Consider the following 12,461-nt stretch of genomic DNA (forward strand, 5'->3'; position numbering starts at 1 on the left):
GGCGGTCGAGCTGGGCATCGACCCGGACGAACTGACGAACCCGTGGCACGCGGCGGGCCCCGTCGCCGCCTCGCCCAGCCGGGCGCTCCACCAGCCCGTCAGGGCCAGGGCGGCGAGCACCGACAGCACGGTCACCGGCAGCCGCAGCGACGTCGGGGGCAGCACGATCGCCAGCAGCGGCAGCAGTGCGCCGACCGTGAACGCCAGGAAGCTGGCGCCCGCCGCGTGCCACGGGTTCGTCAGTTCGTCCGGGTCGATGCCCAGCTCGACCGCCGCGTGGGCGCGCAGCGCGTCGCGTTCGGTGAGCTGGACGGCGGCCTCGCGGGCGACCTCGCGGCTCAGCCCCTTGCCCTCCAGCAGGCCGGTCAGCTCCTCGAGTTCCGCCTCCGGGGCCTCCATCAGTTCCTGCTTCTCCGTCGCCAGCGCGGCCATCTCCGAGTCGCGCTGGGTGGAGACCGACACGTACTCGCCCGCCGCCATCGACATGGACCCGGCCAGCAGCCCCGCCAGGCCGGCCGTGAGCAGGGCGCCGCGGTCCGCGGTGGCACCGGCCACGCCGACGACCAGGCCCGCGGTGGAGACCACCCCGTCGTTGGCGCCGAGGACGGCGGCGCGCAGCCAGTTGAGCCGGGTGCCGAGCCCGTTGCCGTGCGGTTCGTGGTGCGTCCGGGAATCCGTCACCCGGGGATGGTCTCACCCCGTCCCCTCTCGGGCGTGCGGAGACACCGGCGTGTACGGGAAACCGAGGACGGCCGGAACGGGGGAACCCGGGGACGGCCGGAATAGGAGACTGTCAGTCGCGGCCCGTATTCTCTGTGACCATGCTCGACGACCGCCAGACCGCAGGACCATGGCCGACCTCCTACCCGCAGGGGTACGCGGTCGTCGACGTGGAGACCACCGGGCTCGCCCGGGACGACCGGATAGTGTCCGCCGCCGTCTACCGTCTGGACGCACAGGGCGACGTCGAGGACCACTGGTACACCCTCGTCAACCCGGAGCGTGATCCCGGTCCGGTCTGGATCCATGGCCTGACCAGCGACGTCCTCGAAGGCGCCCCGCTCTTCCCGGAGATCGCCGCCCAGCTGTCCGAGCGGCTCACGGGCCGTGTCCTGGTCGCGCACAACGCGGCGTTCGACTGGTCGATGCTGGCCCGGGAGTACGCGCGGGCCTCGGTCCTCGCCCCCGTCCAGCAGCGGCTGTGCACCATCGCGCTCTCCAAGGAGCTGCGGCTCCCGCTGCCCAACCACAAGCTGGAGTCGCTGGCCGCGCACTTCGGGGTCGTGCAGCAGCGCGCCCACCACGCGCTGGACGACGCCCGGGTCCTGGCCGAGGCGTTCCGGCCGAGCCTGCACGCGGCGGCGCGGGGCGGGGTGCGGCTGCCGCTGCTGGAGTGCCGGCCGCTGACCGAGTGGTCGGACTCCCCGGTCACCCCGCGGTCCGGGCCCCGGTCCCCGTACGGTCAGAGCTCCTGGCGCGCCCCGCGCAAGCGCCCGGCGTGCCCGTATCCGAACCCCGGGCGGTACGAGAAGGACAAGCCGCTCAAGCAGGGGATGCGGGTGGCGTTCTCCGGCGACACCTCCATCGACCGCGAGCTGCTGGAGGACCGGGCCGTGGAGGCCGGGCTGCACGTGGCGACCAGTGTGTCCCGGCTCACCAGCCTGCTGGTGACCAACGACCCGGACTCGGCGACGTCGAAGACGGTGAAGGCCAAGTCGTTCGGCACCCCGATCCTGGACGAGAGCGCGTTCACCCATCTGCTGCGCGACGTGGCACCCGCGACGGCGCGGCCGGCCGCGCCGTCATCGGAGTGAACCGACGGCGACTCGCCCGCCCACCGCTCGCCCGCCGGCGCCCTCGCGTCCGACCCTGTGGCGCATGGCACGTTGTGAGGTTTGCGGAAACGACTACGGCATGTCCTTCGAAGTGCACGCGCAGGGCGCGGTGCACGTCTTCGACTGTTTCTCCTGCGCCATCCACCGCATGGCGCCCATCTGCGAGCACTGCCGGGTCCAGATCATCGGCCAGGGCGTCGAGGTCGAGGGGCACTGGTTCTGCGGCGGTCACTGCGCCCGCGCCGAGGGGAAGGTGGGCATCATCGACAAGGTCTGACCACCGGCCGCCGCACTTCCTTCCCCCACCCCTGCGCGATGCACCCCACGACCCCGGTTGTACCGTCGTGGGGTGTACCGCTTCCTGTTGACCCGGCAGTGGCTTCTCCTCGCCCTCCTCGCCCTCGTCCTGATTCCCACGATGGTCGAGCTGGGGTTCTGGCAGTTCCACCGGCATGAGCACAAGGTCGCGCAGAACGCCCTGATCTCCCGCAACCTCAAGGCGAAGCCGGTCCCGGTCGCCTCGCTCACCTCCCCGGGTCACACGGTCCCGCGGTCCGACTACTGGCGTACGGTGACGGCCACCGGCACGTACGACCCCGCGCACCAGGTGGTCGTGCGCCGCAGGACCTCCTCCGACGACCGGGTCGGCTTCCACGTGCTGATCCCGCTCGACCTCAAGGGCGGCGGCACGGTCCTGGTCAACCGCGGCTGGGTGCCCCCCGCCGCGAGCCAGCGCGACTTCCCCGACGTGCCGCCCGTGCCCCGGGGCGAGGTGACCGTCACCGGGCGGCTCAAGGCCGACGAGACGACGGACGCCAGCGGCATCAAGGACATCTCGGACCTGCCGGACCGCCAGGTGATGCTGATCAGCAGCGCCCAGGAGGCCGAGCGGCTCTCCCGGCCGGTGCTCGGCGGCTACATCGAGCAGACCGCGCCCGAGCCGGTCGACGGCTCCCCGGAGCTGATCGGGTCCCCCGACTCCGGTTCGATCGGCCCGCACATGGCGTACGCCGTGCAGTGGTGGCTGTTCGCCGCCGGTGTCCCGGTCGGATACGTGGTCCTCGCCCGCCGGGAGAAGCGCGACCGGGCCCAGGCGGCCGCCCGGGCTGCCGAGGAGGCGTCCGGTTCCGGCCCGGAGGAGCCCGGCAGGCCCGAGAAGCCGGAGCCCGCGACGGCCTGACGCCGTGTCCGCGGGCGGGGACCGGGCAGGTGCGACCGGGAGCCGGGCGGGGACGGCCTGCTACCGGGCGACCCGGGTGCCGGTGTTGCTTAACGTGGCCCCGGGCCGGGAACACGCCAGAACGTGACCCCACGCATCGAGGACTACGCCCTCATCGGCGATCTCCAGACTGCCGCCCTGGTCGGCCGGAACGGTTCCGTCGACTGGCTCTGTCTGCCCCGCTTCGACTCGGGTGCCTGCTTCGCCGCCCTGCTCGGCGACGAGGAGAACGGCCACTGGCGGATCGCCCCGAAGGGGGCGGAGAACTGCACCCGGCGCGGCTACGTGGACGACTCCCTCGTCCTGGAGACGGTCTGGGAGACCCGTACCGGCACGGTCAAGGTCATCGACTTCATGCCGCAGCGCGACCGGGAACCCGATGTCATGCGGATCGTCGAGGGCGTCAGCGGCAGCGTCGACATGAGCTCGGTGCTCCGGCTGCGCTTCGACTTCGGCTCCGTCGTGCCGTGGGTGCGCCGCTCGCAGGGGCACCGGGTGGCGGTCGCGGGACCGGACTCGGCCTGGCTGCGCAGCGAACCGCCGGTCAAGACCTGGGGCCAGCAGTTCTCCACCTGCTCGTCGTTCACCGTAGCGGCGGGCGAGAAGGTGGCGTTCGTCCTGACCTGGCACCCCTCGCACTCGCCCCGCCCCGACCTCGTCGACCCGCACGTGGCCCTGGAGACCACCCTGTCCGACTGGGCCGAGTGGTCCTCGCGGTGCAAGTACCGGGGCCCGTACCGGGAGGCGGTGATCCGTTCGCTGATCACGCTGAAGGCGCTCACCTTCGCGCCGACCGGCGGCATCGTCGCGGCCCCCACCACCTCGCTGCCGGAGGAGATCGGCGGCGTACGGAACTGGGACTACCGCTTCTGCTGGCTGCGGGACTCCACACTGACCCTCGACGCCCTGGTCTCGGCCGGGTACCTGGAGGAGGCCGCGGCCTGGCGGGACTGGCTGCTGCGGGCGGTCGCCGGCGACCCCGCCGACCTCCAGATCATGTACGGCCTCGCGGGCGAGCGGCGGCTGCCCGAGGCGGAGCTGTCGTGGCTGCGCGGGTACGAGAACTCCACCCCGGTCCGGATCGGCAACGCGGCGGTCCGCCAGCGCCAGCTCGACGTCTACGGCGAGGTCATCGACTCCCTGCGGCTCGCGCGCGAGGCGGGCCTGGACGACAAGCCGCACGCCTGGAACCTCCAGCTGAGCCTGCTCGGCTTCCTGGAGTCCACCTGGCGCGAGCCGGACGAGGGGCTCTGGGAGATCCGCGGCCGGCGCCGCCACTTCGTGCACTCCAAGGTCATGGCCTGGGTCGCCGCGGACCGTGCCGTGCTCACCCTGGAGCAGAACCCCTCGCTGGCCGGGGACGCCGACCGGTGGCGGGCCATGCGGGACGCCGTGCACCGGGAGGTGTGCGAGAAGGGGTTCGACCCGGTCCGGAACACCTTCACCCAGTCCTACGGCTCCCAGGAGCTGGACGCCGCGACGCTGCTGATCGCCCGCACCGGGTTCCTGCCGCCGGACGACCCCCGGGTGATCGGGACGGTCGACGCGGTCCGGGCCGAGCTGGGCAGCGGCTGCCTGGTCCGCCGCTACAGCACGGACGGTGTCTCGGTCGACGGACTGCCCGGCACCGAAGGGGCCTTCCTGGCCTGCTCGTTCTGGCTGGCCGACGCCCTGCGCCTGACCGGGCGCGCCGGGGAGGCGGAGGAACTGTTCCGGCAGCTGCTGGAGCTGCGCAACGACGTGGGGCTGCTCGCCGAGGAGTACGACACCGGCAAGCGGCGGCAACTCGGCAACTTCCCGCAGGCGTTCAGCCACATCGGCCTGGTGGGCACCGCGATGGCGCTGGCCGGGCAGGACACCCTGGAGACCGACACGGCAGGATAGGGCCATGGATCTTGGACTGAAGGACCGTGTGTACATCGTCACCGGGGCGACCCGCGGGCTGGGCAACGCCACCGCCGCGGCACTGGCCGCCGACGGCGCACGGGTGATCATCACCGGGCGTGACGAGCGGCGCGTCGAGAAGGCCGCCGCCGAGCTGGGGCCGGACGCGGTCGGCCTCGTCGCCGACAACGCCGACCCCGAGTCGGCCCGGCGTCTGGTGGACGCGGCGCACGAGCGGTTCGGGCGGCTCGACGGCATCCTCATCAGCGTCGGCGGGCCCGCGCCCGGTTTCGTCGCCGACAACACCGACGAGCAGTGGCAGTCGGCCTTCGAGTCGGTGTTCCTGGGCGCGGTGCGGCTGGCCAGGACCGCGGCGGCCGCGCTCGGCGAGGGCGGGGTCATCGGCTTCGTGCTCTCCGGTTCCGTGCACGAGCCGATCGCCGGGCTGACCATCTCCAACGGGCTGCGCCCCGGCCTGGCGGGCTTCGCCAAGTCCCTGGCCGACGAGCTGGGCCCCCGGGGCATCCGGGTGGTGGGGGTGCTGCCGGCCCGGATCGACACGGACCGGGTCCGCGAGCTGGACGCGCTCTCGGGCGACGCGGAGGCCGCCCGCGCCGCCGGCGAGGCGCGCATCCCGCTGCGGCGCTACGGCACGCCGGAGGAGTTCGGGCGGACCGCGGCGTTCCTGCTGTCGCCCGCGGCGTCGTACCTGACGGGCATCATGGTGCCGGTCGACGGCGGCTCCCGGCACGGTTTCTGAGCGGCAGCCGGGCCCGGGCCTCTTCCCGGCGTCCGGGCCCGGACCTCTCACCTGTGGCCGGGGCCGGGCCCGGTCCGTCAGCTCACCCGTTCCGCCCGGTGCCCGACCGCCCGCAGCCGTACCTCGGCCGGCAGTTCGGCCAGCCCCGCCGATTCCCGCGCGTGGGCCAGCGCCCCGTCGGTGAGGCGGCCGAGCGTCTCGTCGGGTGCCGCGTGCGGCTCCATCCGCAGGCGGATCCGGACGCGCGGCGCGGAGCGCCGGCCGGTCAGCGCGACCCGGACGCGGGCCACCCCGTCCAGGTTCCCCGCCTCGTCGGCGAGCACCCCCTCCAGGGCCCGGCCCCGCAGCCGGGCCCCCTCGCCGTCGCCGCTGTCCACCAGCACCTCGGCGAGCCGGGCGCGGCGCAGCTGGGCCAGGAACCACCACAGGGCCAGGACGACCACGACGGCCAGGGCCGCGATGACCGTCGGCCACCACCAGCCCCGGTCATGCCAGCGGTCCCGGTCGGCCGCACTGAGCAGCACGTCGGTGCTGCCGTACCAGGGCCACCAGGACGGCACGGAGAGGCCGAGCCCGGCGGCGAGCACCGCACCGCCGACGCAGAGCAGCACCAGTCCGGCCAGGCCGAGCAGCAGCCGGTTGACGGTCCCGAGCAACGGGCTCACCCCTTCTTCGCGGGTCGGCGGACATGCACGGACAGGCTCGGCGGCCGGGCCAGCCCCAGTTCCCCGACGGCGGCCCCGAGCACGGTGTCCAGGTCGGCCCGTACGTCGTCGAGTTCCCGGAAGTGCGACACGGCKCGCACCACCGCCCGGCCCCGGCCCGCCCGGACCCGTACCGACTGCACACCGGCGACCTCGACGGCGCGGTCGCGCAGGACCAGGGCGGCCGCGGACCGGTCGAGGGCGGCCCGGACGCCGGGGCGGTCGCGGCGCATCGGCAGCAGGGCGCGCAGTCCGGGGGTGAGGGCCAGCACGAGCAGCCAGAGCCCGATCAGCACGGCGAGGGCCGCGGCGGCGAGGACCCAGGTGTTCTCCAGCGGGCGTTCGGCCAGTTCACCGGCCAGCTCCCGGCGCCATCGCATCGCAGGGCGGTCGGCCCGTACCGCCGCCACGTCGTAGAGCAGCAGGGCGGCGGCGCCGAGGACCAGGAGGGCGAGGACCGCCGCGGGGATGCGGCGCGCGGACCAGAAGCGGCCCGCCCCGGCGCCGCCGTCCCGCCGTGCGGGCACCGGGGCGGGTGCGGCGGACGAGGAGGACCGGTCGGGTGCGAGCACGTCCCCGGGTCCGGCGGGGTCGCCGGCGGGCAGCGGTCGCGTCCCGTGCTCCGGTTCCAGGGGCTCGCTCATCGGATCCTCCCCTGCGCCCCGGAGCCCGCTCCCACCGGATGCAGCCGCTCGACCTGTACGGCCACCTCGGGCACGTCCATCCCCACCAACTCCCCGACCCGCTCGGCGACCCGGCGGCGCACCCCGCCGCACTGGCGTCCGATGTCGGAGGGGTAGCGGAGTTCCAGGCTCACCCGCACCCGGGCGGTGTCCCGGTGCACCGTGACCGTGGCGCGCGGTGCGGCGCCCTCCTCCGGCGGCTCCTCGATCGCCTCCTTCGCCGCCTGTGCGGCGATCTTGGCGACCACCCGGTCGGCGATCCTGGTCTCCCCGCGCTCACCGGCGGCGATCGTGCGGCTCACCCCCGACACCGTCGTCACCGGCGTCGGTCGCCGCGTTCGCGACTCCGGAAGAAGTCGCCGGGTTCCAGGTCGCCCTCCACGAAGCGGCCGGCGACGAAACCGACCGCCCCCAACGCGGCCACCAGCAGGAAGGCCCCGAACCCGCCGAAGTACCCGGCGAATCCGAGTGCCATGCCGGCCACCATGCCGACCACTGCCATGCTCATCGTGCGCTCCTCGACTGCCTCGTGTTCACGTCCTACTGAAGTCGCGGCTCGGGCTGTTCGTCGTCGACCTCGTCGGGCAGCTTCACGTCGCTCACCGCGATGTTGACCTCGACGACCTCCAGACCGGTCATCCGCTCGACCGCCGCGACCACGTTCTCCCGTACGTCGCGGGCGACATCGGCGATCGAGACGCCGTAGTCGACGACGATCTCCAGGTCGAGGGCGGTCTGGGACTCGCCGACCTCCGCCTTCACCCCTCGGGTGACGGACTTGCCGCCGCCCCCGCCGGGCACCCGGTCGCGCACCGCGCCGAACGTGCGCGACAGGCCGCTGCCCATCGCGTGGACGCCGACCACGTCACGGGTCGCCATGCCCGCGATCTTCTCGACCACGCCGTCGGCGATGGTGGTGCGTCCGCGAGTGGCGGGGGCTCCCCCGCCGCGCTTGACGAGCGGACTCGATTCCCGGTCCGAGCTCTCGGGCCGGTTGCGCTGTGTGGTGTCGGTCATCGCCACTCTTCCCTTCGGGATGATTCGCCCCTCTTTGCCCACACTAGGCGGGGTTACGACGTCCTGCGCCGTGGATGCGGCAGGCTGGGGGGATGACGACGGGTGAGGGCCCGCAGCGGGCGGACGGATGGGCGGCGGCGGTCAGACAGAGGCTCGGCCTCGGACGGCTGCTTCCGCTGGGCGGTCCGGCCGACGGCGCCTGGATCGCCGAGCGGGCGGCGGTCGCGGTGCTGCGCGGGGCAGTGGCGGAGCAGGAGCAGGAGCAGGGCGTGGTGCTCGGGCGGCTCAGGATCGCGGTGGCCGCCCCGGATCAGGCCCCGGAGCCGGAGGTGGAACCACCGCCGAGCGCCCTGCCGCCGGGGCCGTTGCGGATCGAGGCCGACGTGTCGGCCCTGTCCGGCCGGCCGCTGCCGGTCGCCGCCGACGCACTGCGTTCGGCCCTGTTCACGGCGGCCGGGGACTGGCTGGGCCTGGTGGTGGCGGAGGTGGACGTACGGGTGACGGAGCTGCTGGACGCACCGCCCGGACGGACGCCCCCCTCACCGGCCGAAGCGCGCGGGGCGCGGGCGACGGAGGACGCGGGGCGGGCCGCCGCCGGGGTTTTGGGAGTGGTGGCACTGACCCGGGCGCTGGGACACCCGGTGCACACGGGCCCGGGGCGGGTGCGGGTCGAACTGGCGACGGACCCCGCGCACCGGGCGCTCGACGTGGCGCGCGCCGTGCGGGGCGCGGTGACGGCCGCGCTGGAGGGACACCCCTCGGTCGCGGTGCTGGTCACCGCGGTGGTGGAACGCGACCGGGTGACGGGACTCGACTGAGCGGCAAACGGACGGGGGCGGGGCGGCGCACCCCTCGCCGACGGCCGTCCGGACCCGCGCGGACGCACGGGACCCGCGGGCGGGACCGGTCCGGCCGGTTCCGCCCACGGGTCCGCGGGGTCAGTCGGTGATGCCCGCCAGGTCGCGCAGCCGGCGGCCCTGCGCGGCGCGTTCGGCGACGCGCTGCTCCTCGTAGCCGCGCGAGACCGCACCGCCCAGCAGCGCCTTGGTCTCCACGACCGCGTCGCGCGGGGCGGCCAGCAGCGCGCCGGCCAGGTCGCGGGCCGCGCCGTCCAGCTCGTCGGCGGGGACCACGAGGTTGGCCAGGCCGGTGCGTTCGGCCTCCTCGGCGTGGACGAAGCGGCCCGTGGCGCAGATCTCCAGCGCGCGGGCGTACCCCACCAGGTGCACCAGGGGGTGCGTGCCGGTGAGGTCGGGAACCAGTCCGAGACTGGTCTCACGCATGGCGAACTGCACGTCCTCGGCGACGATCCGCAGATCGCAGGCGAGGGCCAGCTGGAAACCGGCACCGATCGCGTGTCCCTGGACGGCCGCGATCGACACGATGTCGTTGCGGCGCCACCAGGTGAACGCCTCCTGGTACTCGGCGATGGTCGCGTCGAGCTCGTCCTGCGAGCCGCGCGCCATGTCGAGGAAGGACGGCTCGCCGTCGAACCCCTCGGGGGTGAACGCCTGCCGGTCGAGCCCGGCGGAGAACGACTTGCCCTCGCCGCGGAGCACGACGACCCGCACGCTGCCGGGCAGTGCCCGTCCGGCTTCCGTCAACGCCCGCCACAGAGCGGGAGACTGGGCGTTGCGCTTGGCCGGGTTGGTGAGGGTCACCGTGGCGACCGCGTCGTCGACGGTGAGTCGTACGCCGTCCTTGTCGAGTACGGGGTCGAGCGAGGTCATGGGGCGCCTCCGGATCCGTTCAGTCAGCACACGAAGCTAAGTGACTGAACAGTAACCACCCGGTCGACCGCACGATCGACCGGGTGGCCACCGTCAGGAACGGTGAACTCCGGGACGGCCGCACGACCCGTCCCGACCGCCGGTGGCCGTCAGGCCGTGGCGGCCTTCTTGCCCCGCGTCGCTCCGCCGCGTCCCCGCAGCGTGACTCCGGACTCGCTGAGCATCCGGTGGACGAATCCGTAGGAACGGCCGGTTTCCTCGGCCAGCGCCCGGATGCTCGCACCGGAGTCGTACTTCTTCTTCAGGTCTGCCGCGAGCTTGTCGCGCGCGGCGCCGGTCACCCGGCTGCCCTTCTTCAGAGTCTCGGCCACCCGTGCCTCCTCATGGGAAGTGCGCTCTGGACTCTCATGATCACCCCTCGGCAGCTTCCTGGCCACCCATTCGGCAAGGTCCGTGCAACCGGATTGCCGTCCGGGGAACGGGATCGGGCGCCCGGAATCCTTTGTTCCATGGGGCTGCGGGGGCGGGTGGGGCGAGGTGCAGGACGAATCAGCAGGTCAGGGCCGCACGGGTTTTCCCGGGTCCGAATGGGTGTGCCCGGCAGGCATCTGCCGGGCACCGCGCCGGGGTACGAGACGTCATCACACAGATGACGGATCACGCATGGGCCGAATGATCCAGACGGAGTGGATCAAACATGCGCCGGGCCGGTTCAGGCCAGCGCGACCAGGTCCTGGTAGTCCGCGCCCCACAGGTCCTCGACACCGTCCGGCAGCAGGATGATGCGCTCCGGCTGGAGCGCCTCGACCGCTCCCTCGTCGTGCGTCACGAGGACGACGGCGCCCTTGTACGTGCGCAGCGCGCCGAGGATCTCCTCGCGGCTGGCCGGGTCGAGGTTGTTCGTCGGCTCGTCCAGGAGCAGCACGTTGGCGGAGGAGACCACCAGGGTGGCCAGGGCGAGGCGGGTCTTCTCGCCGCCGGAGAGGACCCCGGCGGGCTTGTCGACGTCGTTCAGGCCAGCGCGACCAGGTCCTGGTAGTCCGCGCCCCACAGGTCCTCGACACCGTCCGGCAGCAGGATGATGCGCTCCGGCTGGAGCGCCTCGACCGCTCCCTCGTCGTGCGTCACGAGGACGACGGCGCCCTTGTACGTGCGCAGCGCGCCGAGGATCTCCTCGCGGCTGGCCGGGTCGAGGTTGTTCGTCGGCTCGTCCAGGAGCAGCACGTTGGCGGAGGAGACCACCAGGGTGGCCAGGGCGAGGCGGGTCTTCTCGCCGCCGGAGAGGACCCCGGCGGGCTTGTCGACGTCGTCGCCGGAGAAGAGGAAGGAGCCCAGGGTCTTGCGGACGTCGACGAGGTCGAGGTCGGGCGCCGCGGAGCGCATGTTCTCCAGGACCGTGCGGTCCGGGTCCAGGGTCTCGTGCTCCTGGGCGTAGTAGCCGAGCTTGAGCCCGTGGCCCTGGATGACCTGGCCGGTGTCGGGCTTCTCCGCACCGCCGAGGAGCCGGAGCAGGGTGGTCTTGCCCGCGCCGTTGAGGCCGAGGATGACGACCCGGGAGCCCTTGTCGATGGCGAGGTCGACGTCGGTGAAGATCTCCAGCGAGCCGTAGGACTTGGACAGGCCCTCCGCCATCAGGGGGGTCTTCCCGCAGGGCGCGGGCTCGGGGAAGCGCAGCTTGGCGACCTTGTCGGAGACCCGGACGGCCTCCAGTCCGGCCAGCAGCCGGTCGGCCCGCTTGGCCATGTTCTGCGCGGCGACGGTCTTGGTGGCCTTGGCGCGCATCTTGTCGGCCTGCGAGTTGAGGGCCGCGGCCTTCTTCTCGGCGTTCTGCCGCTCGCGCTTGCGACGCTTCTCGTCGGCCTCGCGCTGCTGCTGGTAGAGCTTCCAGCCCATGTTGTAGACGTCGATCTGCGAGCGGTTGGCGTCGAGGTAGAAGACCTTGTTGACGACCGTCTCGACGAGCTCGGCGTCGTGGGAGATCACGATGAAGCCGCCGCGGTAGGTCTTGAGGTACTCGCGCAGCCAGGCGATCGAGTCGGCGTCGAGGTGGTTCGTCGGCTCGTCGAGCAGCAGGATGTCGGCGTCCGAGAACAGGATGCGGGCCAGCTCGACGCGGCGGCGCTGACCGCCGGAGAGCGTYTGGAGCGGCTGTCCGAGCACCCGGTCGGGCAGGCTGAGCGCGGCGGCGATGGTGGCGGCCTCGGCCTCGGCGGCGTATCCGCCCTTGGTGAGGAACTCCGTCTCCAGGCGCTCGTACTTCTTCATCGCCTTCTCGCGGGTGGCGCCCTTGCCGTTCGCCATCCGGTCCTCGTTCTCCCGCATCTTGCGCAGGATCTCGTCGAGGCCGCGGGCGGAGAGGATGCGGTCGCGGGCGAGCACGTCGAGGTCGCCGGTGCGGGGGTCCTGCGGGAGGTAGCCCACCTCGCCGGAGCGGGTGATGGTGCCGCCGGCCGGGTTCCCCTCGCCCGCGAGGCACTTGGTGAGCGTGGTCTTGCCCGCTCCGTTGCGGCCGACGAGGCCGATGCGGTCGCCCTTGGCGATACGGAAGGAGACGGACTCGATGAGGACTCGGGCGCCGGCGCGCAGCTCGATGCCGGAAGCGGTGATCACGGTAAAACTCCAGGGCGGT

The 12,461-nt window shown here is 73.2% G+C and carries 15 protein-coding genes and 1 pseudogene; 6 read left to right on the plus strand and 10 right to left on the minus strand.

The window, feature by feature from the left end:
* The coding region (locus EAO76_RS05795) for a VIT family protein (protein ID WP_262375284.1) at positions 1-681 on the minus strand (681 nt) is incomplete at its 3' end.
* Between the two features lie 134 nt (positions 682-815).
* Here EAO76_RS05795 and EAO76_RS05800 point away from each other — a divergent pair.
* The 5 genes from EAO76_RS05800 to EAO76_RS05820 all read left to right on the plus strand — a co-directional run bounded on the left by EAO76_RS05800 (position 816) and on the right by EAO76_RS05820 (position 5,698).
* Entirely contained in the window at positions 816-1,814 is a 999-nt protein-coding gene (locus EAO76_RS05800) for a DEDDh family exonuclease (RefSeq protein WP_148834002.1), read from the plus strand.
* 64 nt (positions 1,815-1,878) lie between these two features.
* Positions 1,879-2,112 carry a hypothetical protein gene (locus EAO76_RS05805; RefSeq protein ID WP_078532401.1) on the plus strand — a complete coding sequence of 78 codons (234 nt, stop codon included), beginning with the start codon at positions 1,879-1,881 and terminating at the stop codon, positions 2,110-2,112.
* Between the two features lie 72 nt (positions 2,113-2,184).
* The gene (locus tag EAO76_RS05810) at positions 2,185-3,015 is read left to right on the plus strand and encodes an SURF1 family protein (protein ID WP_148834004.1); all 831 of its coding nucleotides are present in this window, start codon (positions 2,185-2,187) and stop codon (positions 3,013-3,015) included.
* Between the two features lie 123 nt (positions 3,016-3,138).
* A complete protein-coding gene (locus EAO76_RS05815) occupies positions 3,139-4,938 on the plus strand; it encodes a glycoside hydrolase family 15 protein (protein WP_148834006.1) in 1,800 nt (599 codons plus the stop codon).
* 4 nt (positions 4,939-4,942) lie between these two features.
* Complete coding sequence (locus EAO76_RS05820; RefSeq protein ID WP_148834008.1) at positions 4,943-5,698, plus strand: SDR family oxidoreductase; 756 nt, start codon at positions 4,943-4,945, stop codon at positions 5,696-5,698.
* A gap of 77 nt (positions 5,699-5,775) precedes the next feature.
* Here EAO76_RS05820 and amaP read toward each other — a convergent pair whose 3' ends face one another.
* Genes amaP through EAO76_RS05845 form a run of 5 tightly spaced genes read right to left on the minus strand, consistent with a single transcriptional unit; the run spans position 5,776 to position 8,102 of the window.
* The gene (amaP, locus tag EAO76_RS05825) at positions 5,776-6,354 is read right to left on the minus strand and encodes an alkaline shock response membrane anchor protein AmaP (protein ID WP_376042295.1); all 579 of its coding nucleotides are present in this window, start codon (positions 6,352-6,354) and stop codon (positions 5,776-5,778) included.
* A gap of 5 nt (positions 6,355-6,359) precedes the next feature.
* Positions 6,360-7,046, minus strand: a complete 687-nt coding sequence (locus EAO76_RS05830) for a DUF6286 domain-containing protein (protein ID WP_148834011.1) — start codon at positions 7,044-7,046, stop codon at positions 6,360-6,362.
* Positions 7,043-7,405, minus strand: coding sequence for a hypothetical protein (locus tag EAO76_RS05835; protein ID WP_148834013.1), 363 nt, complete (start codon positions 7,403-7,405; stop codon positions 7,043-7,045). The genes EAO76_RS05830 and EAO76_RS05835 overlap by 4 nt, the downstream gene beginning before the upstream one ends.
* The gene (locus tag EAO76_RS05840) at positions 7,402-7,593 is read right to left on the minus strand and encodes a hypothetical protein (RefSeq protein WP_148834015.1); all 192 of its coding nucleotides are present in this window, start codon (positions 7,591-7,593) and stop codon (positions 7,402-7,404) included. Before EAO76_RS05840 ends, EAO76_RS05835 begins: the two co-directional genes overlap by 4 nt.
* 32 nt (positions 7,594-7,625) lie before the next feature.
* Positions 7,626-8,102, minus strand: a complete 477-nt coding sequence (locus tag EAO76_RS05845) for an Asp23/Gls24 family envelope stress response protein (protein ID WP_148834017.1) — start codon at positions 8,100-8,102, stop codon at positions 7,626-7,628.
* A gap of 92 nt (positions 8,103-8,194) precedes the next feature.
* Between EAO76_RS05845 and EAO76_RS05850 the strand changes: the two genes are divergently transcribed.
* Entirely contained in the window at positions 8,195-8,920 is a 726-nt protein-coding gene (locus tag EAO76_RS05850) for a hypothetical protein (protein ID WP_148834019.1), read from the plus strand.
* A gap of 120 nt (positions 8,921-9,040) precedes the next feature.
* Here EAO76_RS05850 and EAO76_RS05855 read toward each other — a convergent pair whose 3' ends face one another.
* From EAO76_RS05855 to EAO76_RS05870, 4 genes and pseudogenes are all read right to left on the minus strand, one after another.
* On the minus strand, positions 9,041-9,832 hold the full coding sequence (locus EAO76_RS05855; RefSeq protein WP_148834021.1) for an enoyl-CoA hydratase/isomerase family protein: 792 nt from the start codon (positions 9,830-9,832) through the stop codon (positions 9,041-9,043).
* A gap of 149 nt (positions 9,833-9,981) precedes the next feature.
* The gene (locus tag EAO76_RS05860) at positions 9,982-10,203 is read right to left on the minus strand and encodes a helix-turn-helix domain-containing protein (RefSeq protein WP_018518904.1); all 222 of its coding nucleotides are present in this window, start codon (positions 10,201-10,203) and stop codon (positions 9,982-9,984) included.
* Between the two features lie 341 nt (positions 10,204-10,544).
* Positions 10,545-10,841, minus strand: a pseudogene (locus tag EAO76_RS05865) (ATP-binding cassette domain-containing protein); the annotation flags it as partial.
* 2 nt (positions 10,842-10,843) lie between these two features.
* A complete protein-coding gene (locus tag EAO76_RS05870) occupies positions 10,844-12,442 on the minus strand; it encodes an ABC-F family ATP-binding cassette domain-containing protein (RefSeq protein ID WP_148835590.1) in 1,599 nt (532 codons plus the stop codon).
* Positions 12,443-12,461: the final 19 nt, after the last annotated feature.

The sequence above is a fragment of the Streptomyces sp. sk2.1 genome, assembly GCF_008120935.1.
In the GTDB taxonomy this organism is placed as follows: Bacteria; Actinomycetota; Actinomycetes; order Streptomycetales; family Streptomycetaceae; genus Streptomyces.